General features: G+C 60.9%; 19 protein-coding genes. 11 read left to right on the forward strand and 8 right to left on the reverse strand.

Features of this window, described 5'->3' with window-relative positions:
• Positions 1-2 precede the first annotated feature (2 nt).
• Positions 3-1,517, reverse strand: a complete 1,515-nt coding sequence (gene betC / locus EJD88_RS25650; protein ID WP_158879288.1) for a choline-sulfatase — start codon at positions 1,515-1,517, stop codon at positions 3-5.
• Between the two features lie 103 nt (positions 1,518-1,620).
• Between betC and EJD88_RS25655 the strand changes: the two genes are divergently transcribed.
• From EJD88_RS25655 to EJD88_RS25680, 6 genes are all read left to right on the forward strand, one after another.
• Positions 1,621-2,571, forward strand: coding sequence for a LysR family transcriptional regulator (locus EJD88_RS25655; RefSeq protein ID WP_099586161.1), 951 nt, complete (start codon positions 1,621-1,623; stop codon positions 2,569-2,571).
• Positions 2,572-2,602: 31 nt separating this feature from the next.
• Positions 2,603-2,932, forward strand: coding sequence for a DOPA 4,5-dioxygenase family protein (locus EJD88_RS25660; RefSeq protein ID WP_099586162.1), 330 nt, complete (start codon positions 2,603-2,605; stop codon positions 2,930-2,932).
• A gap of 96 nt (positions 2,933-3,028) precedes the next feature.
• Entirely contained in the window at positions 3,029-3,988 is a 960-nt protein-coding gene (locus EJD88_RS25665) for a 2-dehydro-3-deoxygalactonokinase (RefSeq protein WP_158879289.1), read from the forward strand.
• A gap of 1 nt (position 3,989) precedes the next feature.
• A complete protein-coding gene (locus tag EJD88_RS25670; protein WP_112192839.1) occupies positions 3,990-4,610 on the forward strand; it encodes a 2-dehydro-3-deoxy-6-phosphogalactonate aldolase in 621 nt (206 codons plus the stop codon).
• Between the two features lie 48 nt (positions 4,611-4,658).
• Positions 4,659-5,807, forward strand: a complete 1,149-nt coding sequence (dgoD, locus tag EJD88_RS25675; protein ID WP_099586165.1) for a galactonate dehydratase — start codon at positions 4,659-4,661, stop codon at positions 5,805-5,807.
• Between the two features lie 114 nt (positions 5,808-5,921).
• Positions 5,922-7,226 (forward strand): MFS transporter, encoded by a 1,305-nt coding sequence (locus EJD88_RS25680; RefSeq protein ID WP_099586166.1) that lies wholly within the window; start codon positions 5,922-5,924, stop codon positions 7,224-7,226.
• A 37-nt stretch (positions 7,227-7,263) separates the two neighbouring features.
• On the opposite strand, the gene EJD88_RS25685 is transcribed toward EJD88_RS25680, so the two are convergent.
• From EJD88_RS25685 to trpB, 4 genes are all read right to left on the reverse strand, one after another.
• A complete protein-coding gene (locus EJD88_RS25685; protein WP_158879290.1) occupies positions 7,264-8,922 on the reverse strand; it encodes a BBE domain-containing protein in 1,659 nt (552 codons plus the stop codon).
• A gap of 170 nt (positions 8,923-9,092) precedes the next feature.
• A complete protein-coding gene (locus EJD88_RS25690; protein ID WP_158879291.1) occupies positions 9,093-9,533 on the reverse strand; it encodes an anti-virulence regulator CigR family protein in 441 nt (146 codons plus the stop codon).
• A gap of 135 nt (positions 9,534-9,668) precedes the next feature.
• Positions 9,669-10,478 (reverse strand): tryptophan synthase subunit alpha, encoded by an 810-nt coding sequence (gene trpA, locus EJD88_RS25695; protein WP_158879292.1) that lies wholly within the window; start codon positions 10,476-10,478, stop codon positions 9,669-9,671.
• Entirely contained in the window at positions 10,478-11,704 is a 1,227-nt protein-coding gene (trpB, locus tag EJD88_RS25700; protein ID WP_158879293.1) for a tryptophan synthase subunit beta, read from the reverse strand. Before trpB ends, trpA begins: the two co-directional genes overlap by 1 nt.
• Positions 11,705-11,814: 110 nt before the next feature.
• On the opposite strand from trpB, the gene EJD88_RS25705 reads away from it, so the two are divergent.
• Positions 11,815-12,714 (forward strand): LysR family transcriptional regulator, encoded by a 900-nt coding sequence (locus EJD88_RS25705; protein ID WP_112192845.1) that lies wholly within the window; start codon positions 11,815-11,817, stop codon positions 12,712-12,714.
• On the opposite strand, the gene EJD88_RS25710 is transcribed toward EJD88_RS25705, so the two are convergent.
• Positions 12,711-13,037 carry a YqjD family protein gene (locus EJD88_RS25710; RefSeq protein ID WP_003170746.1) on the reverse strand — a complete coding sequence of 109 codons (327 nt, stop codon included), beginning with the start codon at positions 13,035-13,037 and terminating at the stop codon, positions 12,711-12,713. The genes EJD88_RS25705 and EJD88_RS25710 overlap by 4 nt on opposite strands.
• Positions 13,038-13,192: 155 nt before the next feature.
• Between EJD88_RS25710 and EJD88_RS25715 the strand changes: the two genes are divergently transcribed.
• Together EJD88_RS25715 and EJD88_RS25720 are read left to right on the forward strand one after the other, a co-directional pair.
• A complete protein-coding gene (locus tag EJD88_RS25715; protein WP_032885105.1) occupies positions 13,193-13,408 on the forward strand; it encodes a dodecin in 216 nt (71 codons plus the stop codon).
• Between the two features lie 116 nt (positions 13,409-13,524).
• The gene (locus EJD88_RS25720) at positions 13,525-13,749 is read left to right on the forward strand and encodes a DUF1161 domain-containing protein (RefSeq protein ID WP_032885104.1); all 225 of its coding nucleotides are present in this window, start codon (positions 13,525-13,527) and stop codon (positions 13,747-13,749) included.
• Between the two features lie 58 nt (positions 13,750-13,807).
• Here EJD88_RS25720 and EJD88_RS25725 read toward each other — a convergent pair whose 3' ends face one another.
• Positions 13,808-14,809 carry an LLM class flavin-dependent oxidoreductase gene (locus EJD88_RS25725; protein WP_099586172.1) on the reverse strand — a complete coding sequence of 334 codons (1,002 nt, stop codon included), beginning with the start codon at positions 14,807-14,809 and terminating at the stop codon, positions 13,808-13,810.
• A 220-nt stretch (positions 14,810-15,029) separates the two neighbouring features.
• On the opposite strand from EJD88_RS25725, the gene EJD88_RS25730 reads away from it, so the two are divergent.
• Together EJD88_RS25730 and EJD88_RS25735 are read left to right on the forward strand one after the other, a co-directional pair.
• Positions 15,030-15,461, forward strand: a complete 432-nt coding sequence (locus tag EJD88_RS25730) for an OsmC family protein (RefSeq protein ID WP_099586173.1) — start codon at positions 15,030-15,032, stop codon at positions 15,459-15,461.
• Positions 15,462-15,668: 207 nt separating this feature from the next.
• Positions 15,669-15,908: a DUF1161 domain-containing protein gene (locus EJD88_RS25735; RefSeq protein WP_034110558.1), complete on the forward strand. Its 240-nt coding sequence runs from the start codon at positions 15,669-15,671 to the stop codon at positions 15,906-15,908.
• On the opposite strand, the gene EJD88_RS25740 is transcribed toward EJD88_RS25735, so the two are convergent.
• Positions 15,909-16,331, reverse strand: coding sequence for a hypothetical protein (locus EJD88_RS25740; protein WP_158879294.1), 423 nt, complete (start codon positions 16,329-16,331; stop codon positions 15,909-15,911).
• Positions 16,332-16,351: the final 20 nt, after the last annotated feature.

Genomic DNA, 16,351 nt, shown 5'->3' on the forward strand with positions numbered 1-16,351 from the left:
ATTTATTGGTTTTGGCAGGGTTGTGGATAACGTGCCTTGCGCTCCAGGTCATCGAGGTCGATATGGTTGCGCATGTACTGCTGACTGGCGTCTACCAGTGGCTGGTGATCCCAGCTCTTCAGCTTGCCTTGGGTCAGCGCCTCGAATACCAGGCGCCGACGGCGTTGGCTGGCGAGCACCTGCTGGTGGATCGCCGGGATGTCCCATTTGGCCCGCGCTTCACTTAAAAACGCCTCGAACAGTGACCGATGCTGCGGTGACTGGCTGAGATCTTCCTGCTCGTGCGGGTCGTTGTGCACATCGAACAGCAGGCAGGGATCGTCTTCGCTGTAGATGAATTTGTAGGCGCCCCGGCGAATCATCATCAGCGGGCTGATGGTGCCTTCGGCCATGTACTCGCCAAACACTTCGTCGTGCCCGCCCTGCCCTTGCAAGTGCGGGACCAGTGAGCGGCCATCCAGTGGCAGGTGTGGGTCGAGTTCGCCGCCGGCCAGTTCCACCAGGGTCGGCAGCAGGTCGGCGGTGGACACCGCGTGGGAAACGCGGCCCGCCGCAAACTGCCCCGGTGCACAGACCAGCAGCGGCACGCGGGCAGCCATTTCAAACCAGTGCATTTTGTACCAGAGGCCGCGCTCGCCGAGCATGTCGCCGTGGTCACCGGAGAACACGATGATGGTGTCGTTGGCCAGGCCGGTGTCTTGAAGGGTTTGCAGCAGCTTGCCGACATTGCTGTCGATGTAACTGCAGGCACCGAAGTAAGCCCGGCGCGCATCCCGGATCTTATCCACAGGCAGCGGCTTGTCCCATAGGTCGTAGACCTTGAGCAGGCGTTGGGAATGCGGGTCGAGATCAGCTTGCGCGGGTGTTGCAGGCAACGGGATGTCGTTGTCGTCGTACAGATCCCAGAATGGCTTGGGAATCGTGTACGGGTCGTGGGGATGGGTCATCGACACGGTCAGGCAGAACGGCTGGTCGCCGTCTTCACGAATATGGTCGAACAGGTACTGTTGAGCCTTGAACACCACCTCTTCGTCGAAATCCAGCTGATTGGTGCGCACGCAGGGACCGGCTTGCAGTACCGAGGACATATTGTGATACCAACTGGGGCGCACGTCCGGCTCATCCCAGTTCACCGCCCAGCCGTAGTCAGCGGGGTAGATGTCGCTGGTCAGACGTTCTTCATAGCCGTGCAACTGGTCCGGCCCGCAGAAGTGCATCTTGCCCGACAGCGCGGTGCGGTAACCGAGGCGACGCAGGTAGTGGGCATAAGTCGGTACATCGGCGGGCAAATCCGCCGCATTGTCGTAGGCGCCGATCTTGCTCGGCAACTGGCCGCTGACCAAGGTGAAGCGCGACGGCGCGCACAGTGGGCTATTGCAATAGGCAGCGTCGAACACCACGCCTTGTTCGGCGAGGCGGCTGAGATTTGGCAGCTTGATCGGGGAAGATCCGTAGAACGGCAGCATCGGCGCGGCCATTTGATCGGCCATGATGAAAAGAATGTTCTTGCGCTTCATGGGTTCTCGGCATTCCATAGGCGGTGTTTATGCGAATGAGCATGCGGCCCATTGAAAATGGGGTAAAGCCCATAAAAAGCAATGTCTAGGATAAGCACAGCTTATGTATGAGTCCCTGGGTGACCTGTCTCTCGACCTGCTGCGCGCATTTGAAGCGGCGGCACGCCATCGCAGTTTTACCGCCGCCGCGATGGAGCTGGGCACCACCCAGCCCGCGATCAGCCAGCAGATCAAGCGCCTCGAAGAACAGCTGGCGGTGCGCCTGTTTGATCGCATCTATCGCGGTATCGAACTGACGGACGCCGGCGCCCTGCTGTTCGAGCACGTGCAAGGTGGCCTGCAGAGCATCAATCAGGGCCTCAGCGCCATCACCCAGCAGGACCAGCACGAAGTGCTGCAAGTGGCTACCGACTTCGCCTTCGCCGCCTACTGGCTGATGCCGCGCCTGCACCGCTTCCACCAGGCCAATCCTCAGGTCGATGTGAGCCTGGTGACCAGTGAACGCAACCACGCGACCCTGCGCAGCGACATTGACGTGGCGGTGCTGTTTGGCGACGGCCGTTTCAAGCAGGGCGACAGCCTGTGGCTGTTCAATGAGGAAGTGTTCCCGGTGTGCAGCCCGCAGTGGCTCAAGGCCCAACCCGCACCACTGACCCTGCAGAACTTGCACGATGTGCCGCTGCTGCACCTGCGCCAGGAAAACAACAGCCAGTGGTTCGACTGGAGCGGCGTGTTCCGCGAGCTGGGCATCACCGCAGCGCCCACCCCCGGCCAGCTGCGTTTCGACAACTACACCCTGCTGATCCAGGCGGCGATTGCCGGCCAGGGCGTCGCCATTGGCTGGCGCCATTTGGTGGATAACCTGCTGGAGCAGAACTGGCTGTGCCGACCGATCAGCGACACCGTGATCTCACGTTTCGGCTACTACGTGGTACAGCCCCAGCGCAAACGCCGGGGGCAGTTGGTCGAGCGTTTTGTCGAGTGGCTGGTGGCCGAGCAGGCCAGCAGCGCGCAGTCGTTGACCGGGCTGGCTCTGCCGTCGATTGCGGTTTAGGATTTGGCGCATATTGGATCCGGAGTCCGTCATGCAACGTATCAAGGGCTATCACGCCCATATCTACTTTGACGCAAACACCCTTGAGCAGGCGCGCACCCTGTGCGAAGACGCTGCCAAACTTTTCCCGCTGCGCATGGGGCGTGTGCACGAAAAGCCCGTCGGCCCGCACCCGGACTGGAGTTGCCAATTGGCATTCGACGCCGAATACATCGGCGTCGTGCTGCCGTGGCTGGTGATCCATCGCGACGGCTTGGTGGTGTTCCTGCACCCGGATACCGGCGACGATTTGAAGGATCACACCGACTACGCGATCTGGATGGGCGCCATGCGTGACCTGAACTTGTCAGCCTTTTCTTAAATGTCGTCCCTGAATGTGGGATTGATATTTATATATTGAGACTTTCTCGCCCATAGGTTTATATTCGCGGCATCCGCTCTGAACTCAGGTGAAGCGATGCAGGCGCAATTGATCGCGCTCGATTGGGGGACCAGCTCCCTTCGTGCTTACAAACTCGGCCCCGCTGGCGTGGTGTTGGAACAACGCTCGCTGGCGTCGGGCGTCATGCATTTGCCCAGTGAGCCCCGGGACATCGCCGGCGTGCGTTGCAGTGACGGTTTTGAATTGGCCTTCGACGCGGCATGCGGTGACTGGCTCGACGCCCAACCCGGCTTGCCGGTGATTGCTTGCGGTATGGTCGGCAGCGCCCAAGGCTGGAGCGAAGCGGCTTATCGCAATACTCCGGTCGATGTCGCCAGCCTCGGCCAGGCTCTGCATGCCGTGCGCAGCCTGCGCGGTGTCGATGTGCACATCGTGCCGGGTGTGATCGAGCAGGTCGGTTTGCCCAATGTGATGCGCGGCGAAGAAACCCAAGTGCTGGGCGTGCTGCAGGGTTTGGGCGCTGAAGTGTTGATTGGCCTGCCGGGCAGCCACTCCAAGTGGGTTGAGGTCGTCGATGGCCGTATCACTCACTTCGATACGTTCATGACCGGTGAAGTCTTCGCCGTGCTGAGCAAGCACAGCATCCTCGGCCGCACCCAAAAGACCCCCGAAGCCTTCCAGGCCGACGCCTTTGACCGCGGCGTGCACGTGGCGTTGTCCCAAGACGGCCAGCGCGGCGTGCTGTCGACCTTGTTCAGCGCCCGCACCCTGGGGCTCACCAAGGAACTCGCTGGCGACCAGCAGCCCGATTATCTGTCTGGCCTGTTGATCGGCCACGAACTCGCCGGCCTGCCGGCCAGTGCCCGCAAGACCCCCATCATTCTGGTGGGCGCCGCGCCGCTGTGCGCCCGCTATCAACGCGCCCTCGCCCTTTGCGGCTTCGCCCACGTCAGCCTGGCGCAGGAAGCCACCGAGCGCGGCCTGTGGCAACTGGCCGTGGCGGCCGGGCTGGTTCAACCTGTATCGGAGGCCTGACATGCTCAAGCAAGCACTCGCACAAAACGGTTTGATCGCAATCCTGCGCGGCCTGCGCCCGGATGAAGCCCAGGCGGTCGGCCAGGTGTTGTATGACGCCGGTTTCCGCGTGATCGAAGTCCCGCTGAATTCGCCGGACCCGTACACCAGCATCCGCACCCTGCGCGACAGCCTGCCCGCTGATTGCCTGATCGGTGCCGGCACGGTGTTGACGCCCGAGCAGGTCGGGCAGGTCAAAGCGGCTGGCGGCCAAGTGATCGTCATGCCCCACAGCGATGCCAAGGTGTTGCGCGCCGCCAAAGCGGCGGGCCTTTACCTGTCGCCGGGTGTGGCCACGCCGACCGAAGCCTTTGCGGCCCTCGCCGAAGGCGCCGACGTGTTGAAGTTGTTCCCAGCCGAGCAAATGGGCCCGGCAGTGATCAAGGCGTGGCTGGCGGTACTGCCGGCGGGCACGCTGCTGTTGCCGGTAGGCGGCATTACTCCGGACAACATGCAGGTGTTTACCGACGCCGGCGCCAAGGGGTTCGGGCTGGGTTCCGGGTTGTTCAAGCCGGGTATGACAGTGGATCAGGTAGCGAGCCGTGCCCAGGCTTATGTCGCCGCCTGGAAAGCCCTGAGCTGATATCAAGTTCCGCGCCCACAGGCGCCGCATCTATAAGAGAGATAACAGATGAAAATCACCAAACTGACGACCTATATCGTCCCGCCGCGCTGGTGCTTCCTCAAGGTCGAGACCGACCAGGGCGTGACCGGCTGGGGTGAGCCCGTGGTCGAAGGCCGCGCACACACCGTGGCGGCTGCCGTTGAAGAATTGTCCGACTACCTGATCGGCAAAGACCCACGCAATATCGAAGACATCTGGACCGTGCTCTATCGCGGCGGCTTCTACCGTGGCGGCGCCGTGCACATGAGCGCCCTCGCCGGTATCGACCAGGCGCTGTGGGACATTAAGGGCAAGGCCCTCGGTGTGTCCGTCAGCGACCTGCTGGGCGGCCAGGTGCGCGACAAGATCCGCGTGTACTCGTGGATCGGCGGCGACCGTCCGGCCGACACCGCTCGCGCTGCCAAAGAGGCCGTGGCTCGCGGTTTTACCGCCGTGAAAATGAACGGCACCGAAGAATTGCAGTTCGTCGACAGCTTCGAAAAAGTCGACCTTGCCTTGGCCAACGTGGCGGCCGTGCGAGATGCGGTCGGCCCTAACGTGGGTATCGGCGTCGACTTCCATGGCCGGGTGCACAAGCCCATGGCCAAGGTCCTGATGAAAGAACTGGACCCGTACAAACTGATGTTTATCGAAGAACCGGTGCTCAGCGAAAACTACGAAGCGCTCAAGGAACTCGCACCGCTGACCAGCACGCCGATTGCCCTGGGCGAGCGCCTTTTCTCGCGGTGGGACTTCAAGCGCGTGCTCAGCGAAGGCTACGTCGACATCATCCAGCCGGACGCCTCCCACGCCGGCGGCATCACCGAAACCCGCAAGATCGCCAACATGGCCGAAGCCTACGACGTGGCCCTGGCCCTGCACTGCCCGCTGGGCCCGATCGCCCTGGCGGCTTGCCTGCAACTGGACGCAGTTTGCTACAACGCGTTTATCCAGGAGCAAAGCCTGGGCATTCACTACAACGAGAGCAATGACTTGCTCGACTACGTGCGTGATCCAGGCGTGTTCGACTACGACAAGGGCTTCGTGAAGATCCCCAACGGGCCGGGCCTGGGCATTGAGATCAACGAGGAATACGTGATCGAACGCGCGGCTATCGGCCACCGCTGGCGCAACCCGATCTGGCGCCATGCCGACGGCAGCTTTGCCGAGTGGTGATTTCTGCCTGAAAGAACACGCTCAAGAATGTGGGAGGGGGCTTGCCCCCTCCCACACTTGATCCGGTTTTTTCAGAAGGCCCACCTCAATAAACATAAGAAGAGGCAACCCCCCATGCACCCTGAATCCCTCACCGGACAGGCGCCTTTAGTCACGCCTACCCGAAAGCGCTACTTCATCATGGTGTTGCTGTTTATCACCGTGGTTATCAACTACCTCGATCGCAGCAACCTGTCGATTGCCGCGCCGGCGTTGACCAGTGAGTTGGGGATCGACCCGGTGCACGTCGGCCTGATTTTCTCCGCGTTCGGCTGGACCTACGCTGCCATGCAGATCCCCGGCGGCTGGCTGGTGGACCGCGTGCCGCCGCGCATCCTCTACACCGCCGCCTTGCTGTTGTGGTCCATCGCGACCGTGATGCTGGGTTTCGCCGCCAGCTTCATTGCGCTGTTTGTACTGCGCATGGCCGTGGGTGCGCTGGAAGCCCCGGCCTACCCGATCAACAGCCGCGTGGTCACCACCTGGTTCCCTGAGCGCGAGCGCGCGACGGCGATCGGTTTCTACACCTCCGGGCAGTTTGTCGGGCTGGCGTTCCTCACGCCCGTACTGGCCTGGCTGCAACACTATTACGGCTGGCACATGGTGTTTGTCGTCACCGGTGGCGTCGGTATTTTGTGGGCGGCGATCTGGTACGCGGTGTACCGCGAGCCAAAGGACTTCAAAGGCGCCAACGAGGCTGAAATCCAACTGATCCGCGACGGTGGTGGCCTGGTGGATATGCAGGCGCAAACCGTCAAGGCGCCGTTCAGCTGGGTCGACCTGGGCATCGTGCTGAGCAAGCGCAAACTCTGGGGTATCTACCTGGGGCAGTTCTGCCTCAACTCTACCCTGTGGTTCTTCCTGACCTGGTTCCCAACCTACCTGGTGAAATATCGCGGCATGGACTTCATCAAGTCCGGTTTGCTGGCATCGCTGCCGTTCCTGGCTGCGTTCGTGGGTGTGCTGTGCTCGGGGATTTTTTCCGACTGGCTGATTCGCCGGGGTGCGTCGGTAGGCTTTGCGCGTAAGTTGCCGATCATTGGCGGGTTGTTGATTTCCACAGCAATCATCGGCGCCAACTATGTGGACTCAACCGCATGGGTGATCGCGTTCCTGGCGGTGGCGTTCTTTGGTAACGGCCTGGCGTCGATTACCTGGTCACTGGTGTCGACCCTGGCACCGGCACGGTTGCTGGGCCTGACGGGGGGCGTGTTCAACTTCATCGGCAACCTGTCCGCGATTGCCACGCCGATCGTGATTGGTTTTCTGGCCAGCGGCGATTCGTTCGCGCCAGCGATTACCTATATTGCGGTGCTGGCGTTGCTTGGGGCGTTGTCCTACATCCTGCTGGTGGGCAAGGTCGAACGGATCCAGTTGTAAAAGAAGGGCGACCCCAGGGTCGCCCTTCTTTTTTGGATTACGTCACCGACATCTCGTTGCGGAACACATTCAACGGGTCCCAGCGCTGTTTGGTACGCCGCAGGCGGCTTTCGATGATCAGATTCGGAAAGAAGATGCGGTACCAATGGGGGTTTTTGGCATTGGCGGGGTTGCCACCAAGGTGCGTCATGTCCAGGTCCGGGTAATTGATGTAGCAACCCTCGAACTCGCTGTTGATCGGCACGCCGCCGTCATTGGCAAAAGCGCTGAAATAAAGTCCCTGGATCCAACGTGCGTGAGCCTGGTCCGAGGCGGCGCTGGCATCGCGCCAATAACATTGCGGTTGCCACTTCAAATAAGAGGAGCGCTGCGCCGCCGACGATTCTCGACGTACTCCCGGAGCGGGATCATTGATGCGCCCTCCAAAGGATTGGATCTGGATCAGGCTCTGGGTCAGGTCGTTATCGGGGTCGTCCAGGGTTAACGTGTCCCATATGGCTTGCAGCACCTGGGGTGTGAACCCTCCTTTTTGGTAGGCCGACTTATACCGGCCACGTTGGTTATCCCCCGAGCCATTCAATGCCTGCTGACACGGCAGCCAATCCAGGCGCCGAGCAGCGTCCCGCGCAGCGGGTAAGGCATTGATGGTGCGCCCGCCGGCACTGCCGCGCGGCAGGTGGATTACGTGAAACGGCACCAGAGATTCGGTGGCGGGCAGTGCAATGGCGGCGAGCATCCGGGTGACGAAATCGTCGAAAGGTGCCTGGTCGTTGAGTTCGCCATCCTTGTCCACGTAGTGGATGCCCAGCGTCAGGTTGCCCGTGTGCTGATGGCGCATCTCTAGCTTGGTCGCCAGCCCCCAGGTGTCCGGGTTGCTCTGATTGTTGGCAAACCACAGCTGATAGGCGGCCAACAGGTTGTCGAGTGCCGGCTTGGTCAATAGCGCCCAGTCCCATTCCAGCACCAGCCAAAGCACCTCTTTGGGGGCGTCCGGCAATGCCTTGAAGTAATAGCTGGTAATGATGCCGAACTGGCCGCCCCCCGCACCGCAGCATGCGGCGAACAGGTTGAGTTCGTCTGGATCTGTGCTGTCACGGCAGACGTGCAGCGGTATCAGTCCGTTGCCCTGGGTATTGGGTACCAGCATGTCGACGCCGTCCAGCCAGTCGCAGACCAGCCCGTGTTTGCGTGACAACAGCCCGTAGCCGCCCCCGCAAATATGCCCGCCCAGCCCGACCGAATAACACGAGCCGCCCGGCAGCGTCTTGCCCGCCAGTTTGTACAGCGCGACATAGGCATCCCAGTTCTGGCCGCCGGCTTCCAGGCGAAAGGCATAGCGATAGGTCAAGCCCGTCACCAGTTGAGACTCGATTTGCCCATTCGGGTCATAGGCCAGTTGGTTCATCTGCCCGATATCCAGAATCGACAACACTTCGCCGGGGGAATCGGGCATTTTGTTGGCGACAAATCCCTCGTAGCAGTGGCCGCCGCTGCGCACGGTAATCCGCCCGTTGGGAACCGCCAACGCCTGTGCTGCAGCGTCGATGATGTCCTGGGGGCTGTAGCAGAGGTAAATCAGGTTGGCGCCATTGGGTGACGATTGGCCCTGAACGTTGCCCAGTGGCCAGCGCAGGTTGAAGCCTTTCTGCAGAGTGGTGTGGCGGCGGTCCGAAGCGGTGATGAGATCAAATGCCATGATGTACTCCTGAGAGCCAAGGATGACTTCTGATGCAGCTAACTTAACGACCGGGAGGCAAGGAATGTGGGGCTTGCGAGGTGGTTAGACGGCAAGAGGCATGAAGTGCGTTGAAGGGTGAGCAAAACGCTCACCCTTCAAGCCTAGCGGACATTCGAGAGGTTATTCGGTCAGTTCAGCACACCGTCCAGAATCTCGTAGACGATGCCTGTACCCACAGCAATCAACACCACATCCGGTCCCGAACGGCGCCATTCGTAACCCTGGTACACCGGCAGGCGGGCCAGGGCGCGGTTGTCCAGGCGTTCGCCGTAATAGCCGCGAGGCAGTGGCTCGCCGCGAACCAGGCGCACATTTGGCGGCGGCGGTGCGCCCCGGGAGAACTGGCCACGGTTGTCGTGGATGATCTGGCGCACCGGGCCGAAGTCCTGGGGTAAGCCGCCGCGACGGTTGGCCTGTGGGCCGCGATGGTCGTCGCCCCGTTGCTCGTGCTGGCCCTGCGGGCCGCCACGGTCATCACCTCGCTGGTCAGGCGGCGCGGCTTGCACCAGGGCGCTGGCGCCAAGCACCAGCACGCCAAGACCTGCAATCACGGATTTGGGCATTTTCATCGGGTATTCCTCAGGGCACACAAACAAAAAAGGGACGTCGAACGCAGTTCGAAATCCCTTGGTCTTGCTGTTTAGGCCGTGAAGCGGCGAGTTGATTCCTCTGTATCAGGAACTTTACCTCTGGCTACATGGCGCTTACTTACGGGCGTTACGCACACCTTCCGACAGCGCCGCGCAATGGCTCAACACCCCGTCGATGGCTTGCTGGTCGTTGCTGGCATTGGCGATGTGATCGATCAACGCCGATCCCACTACCACACCGTCCGCCAGGCGAGCGATGGCCGCGGCTTGTTCCGGCGTGCGGATACCAAAACCGATGCTGATCGGCAGGTCGGTATGGCGGCGCAGGCGGGCCACGGCTTCTTCGACGTGCTCCAGGGTGGCGGCACCGGCGCCGGTCACACCGGCCACCGAGACGTAGTACACAAAACCGGAGCTGCCGTTGAGGACGGTCGGCAGGCGCACGTCGTCGGTGGTCGGCGTGGTCAGGCGGATAAAGTCGATACCTGCCGCCTGGGCCGGGTCGCACAGCTCGCCGTTATGTTCCGGGGGCATGTCGACCACGATCAGGCCGTCGACACCGGCTTCCTTGGCGTCGGCGATGAACGTGGGCACGCCGTATTTGTGGATCGGGTTGAAGTAGCCCATCAACACCAGCGGGGTGTCGTTGTTGTCTTTGCGGAACTCGCGAACCATCTGCAGGGTTTTCAGCAGGTTCTGCTTGGCTTCCAACGCCCGGATATTGGCCAACTGGATGGCTGGGCCGTCGGCCATCGGATCGGTGAAGGGCATGCCCAGCTCGATCACATCGGCGCCGGCGGCCGGCAGGCCCTTGAGGATTGCCAGGGACGTGTCATAGCCAGGGTCGCCAGCGGTGACGAAGGTCACCAGGGCGGCGCGGTTTTGTTCTTTGAGTTGGTCAAAGCGCGTTTGCAGGCGGCTCATCAGTGTTTCTCCTGCTGGGACTGTTCCATATGGTGCATCACGGTCTGCATGTCTTTGTCGCCACGGCCAGACAGGTTGACCACCATCAGGTGATCCTTGGGCAGGGTCGGTGCGCGTTTGAACACTTCGGCCAGGGCATGGGCGCTTTCCAGGGCAGGGATAATCCCTTCCAGGCGGCAGCATTTATGGAAGGCATCCAGCGCTTCGTTGTCGGTCACCGAGGTGTACTGGACGCGGCCGATGTCGTGCAACCAGGCGTGTTCCGGGCCGATGCCAGGGTAATCCAGGCCGGCGGAAATCGAGTGGGCGTCGATGATCTGGCCGTCGTCGTCCTGCAGCAGGAAGGTACGGTTACCGTGCAGTACACCCGGTACGCCACCGTTGAGGCTGGCCGCGTGCTTGCCGGTTTCGATGCCGTGGCCGGCGGCTTCCACGCCGATGATTTCGACGCTGGTGTCGTCCAGGAACGGGTGGAACAGGCCCATGGCGTTGGAACCGCCGCCGATGCACGCGACCAGGCTGTCCGGCAGGCGGCCTTCCTGGGCTTGCAGCTGGGTGCGGGTTTCCTTGCCGATCACGGCCTGGAAGTCGCGCACCATCGTCGGGTACGGGTGTGGGCCGGCCACGGTGCCGATCAGGTAGAAGGTGTCGTCGACGTTGGTCACCCAGTCACGCAGCGCTTCGTTCATGGCGTCTTTCAGGGTGCCGGTGCCGGCAACCACCGGGATCACTTCGGCGCCCAGCAGCTTCATACGGAACACATTGGCCTGCTGGCGCTCGATGTCGGTGGTGCCCATGTAGATCACGCATTGCAGGCCGAAACGCGCGGCGACGGTGGCGGTGGCCACACCGTGCATGCCGGCGCCGGTCTCGGCAATGATGCGTTTTTTGCCCATGCGCCGCGCCAGCAGGATCTGGCCGATGCAGTTGTTGATCTTGTGCGCGCCGGTGTGGTTGAGCTCTTCGCGCTTGAGGTAGATCTTGGCGCCGCCGCAGAACTCAGTCAGGCGCTCGGCGAAATACAGCGGGCTTGGACGGCCCACATAGTCGCGCTGGAAGTAGGCCAATTCCTCGTTGAATGCCGGATCGATCTTGGCCGCTTCGTATTCGCGGGCCAGGTCGAGGATCAACGGCATCAGGGTTTCGGCAACGTAGCGGCCGCCGAATGCGCCAAACAGGCCGCTGGCGTCAGGGCCGTTGCGTAGATCGGTCTGGGACTGAGTCATGGGACGCTCCAGGAAAAAAGGTGTGTAACTGACAATGAGGGCCACTCTACCCCTGACGCTCCCGACTGAAAACCGATAAGATCGCCGTAACCTGTCAGGAAAACTCACAGATGAGCCGAGACCTTCCACCCCTCAATGCCCTGCGCGCGTTTGAAGCCACCGCGCGGCTCAACAGTGTCAGCCAAGCGGCTGAGCAGTTGCACGTGACTCACGGAGCAGTCAGCCGACAGTTGAAGGTGCTTGAGGAACACTTGGGGGTCAGTCTGTTCATCAAAGACGGGCGCGGCCTTAAACTCACAGATTCCGGCGTTCGGCTACGGGATGCCAGCTTCGAGGCATTCGAGCGGTTGAGGGATGTATGCGCCGAACTGACCCAGGCCAGCGCCGACGCGCCGTTTGTGCTCGGCTGCTCGGGGAGTTTGCTGGCGCGCTGGCTGATCCCGCGCCTGGGGCGTTTGAACTCAGACTTGCCGGACTTGCGCCTGCACCTGTCAGCAGGTGACGGCGACCTTGATCCTCGGCGCCCCGGCCTGGATGCCCTGCTGGTCTTCGCCGAGCCACCGTGGCCGGCGGACATGCAGGTGTATGAGCTGACCAGTGAGCGCATCGGCCCGGTGATGAGCCCGCGCTTCAACGGTTACGAACGGCTGCGCCAGGCGCCCGCCTCGTCTTTATGTGGCGAAGCGCTGCTGCACACGACCTCGCGCCCCCAAGCCTGGCCCAGTTGGGCGCAGCAACACGGCATCGAACCCGGCGCGTTGAAACACGGCCAGGGTTTTGAGCATTTGTATTATTTGCTGGAAGCGGCAGTGGCCGGGCTGGGTGTGGCGATCGCGCCGCAGCCGTTGGTGGCCGAGGACGTGCGTGCAGGTCGGCTGGTGGCGCCGTGGGGTTTCAGTGAAACCCCGGCGCACCTGGCATTGTGGCTGCCCAAACGCGCCGCAGACGGGCGCGCCGGGCAACTGGCGCAGTGGCTCAAGGCTGAGCTTTCGCGCCAGCCGGGGAGTTAATCACCACGCTTGCATAGCAGATAAGCGGCGAGCAGGCCCAAGGCACCAACAGCCACGCCGGCTGTAGTCCATGGGTGCTCTTGCGCGTAATCCCGGGTAGCGACACCGGTTTCGCGGATTTTGACTTTGCTTTCTTCATAGGCGTCGCTGATCAGGTGGCGGGAGTGCTTGAGGGCATTCTCGGCATTGCTTTTCAGGGCCTTCAAGGTTTTGCGCGACTCATCGGACGCATCGTCCTTGAGGCTTTCAAGGGACTTGAGCAGGCTCGAAATCTCGGCTTCCATGCTTTCCAGCGACGCTTTGCGTAAAGAAGTGTTGGCCATGTGGACTCTCCTGAAGTGATTGAGTGGCGTGTGTAGATACCGACTCCAGCGGTTTCAGAAAGTGCAGTAAATCTGAACTTTCGAGTAGGAATGGCCGCCAGAAGCAGTACGAACATTGACTGCTACGCTTGCTTAACGACCCTAGGAGAACTGCCATGAGTGATCACCACACCTACAAGAAAGTCGAATTGGTTGGCTCATCGACCACGAGTATCGAGGACGCCATCAACAATGCCATTGCTGAAGCCAACAAGAGCATCAAGCACCTGGAGTGGTTTGAGGTGACTGAAACCCGCGGGCATATCGAAAACGGCAAGGTGGCCCACTACCAGGTCACCCTCAAGGTGGGGTTCCGAATTGCCAGTAGTTGATCGGGCGAGTTGAACTTTGCCGGCTGGCCGATTGCCATAACCTGCGCTACAACCAATGGGTGCCGACGCCACAAGCGTCGGCACGCTCTTTTTGATCAGCGCAAGGAAAGTAACGGATGAAGAAGTTCCTGTTAGCGGTAGGTTTGTTGAGCATTGCCGGCACAGCCCTGGCGGCGGGCAAGCCTTGTGACGAGCTGAAAAGCGAAATTGCCGCGAAAATCGACGCCAAGGGCGCTTCGGGTTATTCGCTGGAAGTGGTGGATAAAGGCGCCTCGACCGACGCCAAAGTGGTCGGTAGCTGTGAAGGCGGCACCAAGGAAATCGTCTACAAACGCGGTTGATTGCGTGTTTCAGACATAAAAAACCGACGCAGGTGCGTCGGTTTTTTTCGCCTGGGTTTTAGCCCTTCATCAACTGCGCCAGCAGCTCGTAGGAATGAATCCGGTCGGCGTGTTCATACAGGTCGCTGGTAAAGATCAGCTCGTCGGCGCCGGTCTGCTCGATCAACACCTCCAGTTTGGCGCGGATCTTCGCCGGGCTGCCGACCATTGCCAGGCCGAGGAAGCTTCCCACCGCATCTTTCTCATGGGGCAGCCACAGGCCATCCATGGTATCGACCGGCGGGCGCTGCACCAGGCTTTGCCCGCGCATCAACGCGAGGATGCGTTGGTACACCGAGGTGGCCAGGTAGTCGGCCTGTTCATCGGTGTCAGCGGCCACCAGCGGAATGCCGAGCATCACATAGGGCTTGTCCAGCACCGCCGATGGTTTGAAGTGATTGCGGTACACGCGAATCGCTTCATGCATCAGGCGAGGTGCGAAATGGGAGGCGAAGGCGTAGGGCAAACCGCGCTCGCCTGCCAGTTGTGCGCTGAACAGGCTGGAACCGAGCAACCAGACCGGCACGTTGGTGCCGGTGCCGGGTACGGCAATGATGCGTTGGTCGGGTGTCCGTGGGCCCAGGTAGGCCATCAGCTCGGCAACATCTTCAGGGAACTCATCGGCGCTGCCGGAGCGTTCTCTGCGCAGAGCGCGCGCGGTCATTTGATCGGAACCCGGCGCACGGCCCAGGCCCAGATCGATACGGCCGGGGTAGAGGCTTTCCAGGGTGCCGAACTGTTCGGCGATCACCAGCGGCGCGTGGTTGGGCAGCATCACGCCACCGGAGCCGACGCGGATCGTCGACGTACCGCCCGCCAGATAACCCAGCAACACCGAGGTGGCCGAGCTGGCGATGCCGTCCATATTGTGGTGTTCAGCCACCCAGAAACGGTTGTAGCCAAACTTTTCCACATGCTGGGCCAGGTCCAGGGAATTGCGCAGCGACTGCGCCACACTGCCATTGGCCCGCACGGGCACCAGGTCGAGGGTCGAGAACTTCACGTCGGACAGCGATTTCATAAGCCTGCTTCTCCAATAGGGGCGCAGGCTTTTTAGACGATCCAAAACCTGCCGCTTCATGTGCATGCTCTATGCAATGAGGGCATATACCCGAGATTCAATAGCTGAGTAGAAATTTCCTACTGGATTGCTAGGTTTCTCCGACAAGAAGATGAACTTTGCCAAGCGGTCTATCCTCAGAACCCTTACTGACGCAAAACCACCGTTCGAGGAGACCGCTATGAGTATCGTTAAAAAAGCATCCGCGCATTGGGAAGGTGACCTGAAGACGGGCCTGGGGTCTATCTCCACGGAAACCGGCGTGTTGCGCGAAGCGCCCTACGGCTTCAAGGCACGTTTTGAAGGCGGCAAGGGTACTAACCCGGAAGAACTGATTGGTGCGGCGCATGCCGGCTGTTTCTCCATGGCGTTTTCCATGATTCTGGGCGATGCGGGGCTCAAGGCTGACAGCATCGACACCCAGGCCGAAGTGACGCTGGACCAGGTCGATGGCGGCTTTGCTATTACGGCTGTGCACCTGATCCTGAAAGCCAAGATCCCAGGCGCGAGCCAGGCGCAGTTCGATGAGCTGAGCAAGAAGGCGAAGGAAGGCTGCCCGGTGTCCAAAGTGTTGAATGCAACAATCAGCCTGGACGCCACGCTGGTCAACTGACCGCGTAGGTCCACTGTGGGAGGGGGCTTGCCCCGATAGCGGTCTTTCAGTCATATAAATGTCGACTGATCCACCGTTATCGGAAGCAAGCCCCCTCCTACATTCAGTTCTGCGTTAAATCAGAACTCGTGTTTCCAAACTGTGGTCGAATAGCCATATGCAGCCTAGGCGCACACCCGTGCGCAGTGCATTCAGGGAGCTTCACACATGAAACGTTTTGCCTTGGCGATCATCTGCGGTGTGTTGGCCACTTCGGCCGTGGCCGCGCCGAAAGATTGTGAAGAGCTCAGGAAAGAGATCGAGGTCAAGATCCAGGCTAACGCGGTGCCGTCCTACACCCTGGAGATCGTCAGCAAGGAAGAAGCTGATAAGCACGACGTAGCCATGGTCGTCGGCAGTTGTGAGAACGGCACCAAGGCGATCGTCTACCAAAAAAATAACGACTGATCAGAGGCAGTTCACGCTGCGCTCTTCAGCCAGTAATTGGCGGGCGGCGTTATACAGGCGGATATTCGGCGTGTAGCCCAACGAGCGTCCTTCCAGGCGATAACGTTGGCCTGCTTCGAAATGGTCGTACTGCAGGGTAATGAAGCAGGTTCGCTCGGTCGTTTGGCCAAAACTGCTGAAATTTCCGCCCGTAGGCACTTCAAAATCAAAACGTACCATCAGCTCGTGGCCGCCAGGCGGGACTTGGAAGTAGCGTCCGTCATTAAGGTTCTTGCCGTCCAGGCGCTGTGCCATCACCAGCTTGGCGCCCGGCGTTGGCGTGGCAAAATCAACCCATGCTTGTTGCGGATCGGCGGGAGGCATCGGGGTTGACGTACAGGCGCTGATGAACACGGCGGCGACGCAAAGCAAGAGCTGACGCATGACAGGCACTCGATGACAGG

Source organism: Pseudomonas sp. PB105, assembly GCF_009764655.1.
GTDB lineage: Bacteria > Pseudomonadota > Gammaproteobacteria > Pseudomonadales > Pseudomonadaceae > Aquipseudomonas > Aquipseudomonas cyclaminis.

Bases quoted from the DNA above. Each gene is read 5' to 3' on its own strand.
- betC (WP_158879288.1), bottom strand. From the start codon at position 1,517: ATGAAGCGCAAGAACATTCTTTTCATCATGGCCGATCAAATGGCCGCG.
- EJD88_RS25655 (WP_099586161.1), top strand. From the start codon at position 1,621: ATGTATGAGTCCCTGGGTGACCTGTCTCTCGACCTGCTGCGCGCATTT.
- EJD88_RS25660 (WP_099586162.1), top strand. From the start codon at position 2,603: ATGCAACGTATCAAGGGCTATCACGCCCATATCTACTTTGACGCAAAC.
- EJD88_RS25665 (WP_158879289.1), top strand. From the start codon at position 3,029: ATGCAGGCGCAATTGATCGCGCTCGATTGGGGGACCAGCTCCCTTCGT.
- EJD88_RS25670 (WP_112192839.1), top strand. From the start codon at position 3,990: ATGCTCAAGCAAGCACTCGCACAAAACGGTTTGATCGCAATCCTGCGC.
- dgoD (WP_099586165.1), top strand. From the start codon at position 4,659: ATGAAAATCACCAAACTGACGACCTATATCGTCCCGCCGCGCTGGTGC.
- EJD88_RS25680 (WP_099586166.1), top strand. From the start codon at position 5,922: ATGCACCCTGAATCCCTCACCGGACAGGCGCCTTTAGTCACGCCTACC.
- EJD88_RS25685 (WP_158879290.1), bottom strand. From the start codon at position 8,922: ATGGCATTTGATCTCATCACCGCTTCGGACCGCCGCCACACCACTCTG.
- EJD88_RS25690 (WP_158879291.1), bottom strand. From the start codon at position 9,533: ATGAAAATGCCCAAATCCGTGATTGCAGGTCTTGGCGTGCTGGTGCTT.
- trpA (WP_158879292.1), bottom strand. From the start codon at position 10,478: ATGAGCCGCCTGCAAACGCGCTTTGACCAACTCAAAGAACAAAACCGC.
- trpB (WP_158879293.1), bottom strand. From the start codon at position 11,704: ATGACTCAGTCCCAGACCGATCTACGCAACGGCCCTGACGCCAGCGGC.
- EJD88_RS25705 (WP_112192845.1), top strand. From the start codon at position 11,815: ATGAGCCGAGACCTTCCACCCCTCAATGCCCTGCGCGCGTTTGAAGCC.
- EJD88_RS25710 (WP_003170746.1), bottom strand. From the start codon at position 13,037: ATGGCCAACACTTCTTTACGCAAAGCGTCGCTGGAAAGCATGGAAGCC.
- EJD88_RS25715 (WP_032885105.1), top strand. From the start codon at position 13,193: ATGAGTGATCACCACACCTACAAGAAAGTCGAATTGGTTGGCTCATCG.
- EJD88_RS25720 (WP_032885104.1), top strand. From the start codon at position 13,525: ATGAAGAAGTTCCTGTTAGCGGTAGGTTTGTTGAGCATTGCCGGCACA.
- EJD88_RS25725 (WP_099586172.1), bottom strand. From the start codon at position 14,809: ATGAAATCGCTGTCCGACGTGAAGTTCTCGACCCTCGACCTGGTGCCC.
- EJD88_RS25730 (WP_099586173.1), top strand. From the start codon at position 15,030: ATGAGTATCGTTAAAAAAGCATCCGCGCATTGGGAAGGTGACCTGAAG.
- EJD88_RS25735 (WP_034110558.1), top strand. From the start codon at position 15,669: ATGAAACGTTTTGCCTTGGCGATCATCTGCGGTGTGTTGGCCACTTCG.
- EJD88_RS25740 (WP_158879294.1), bottom strand. From the start codon at position 16,331: ATGCGTCAGCTCTTGCTTTGCGTCGCCGCCGTGTTCATCAGCGCCTGT.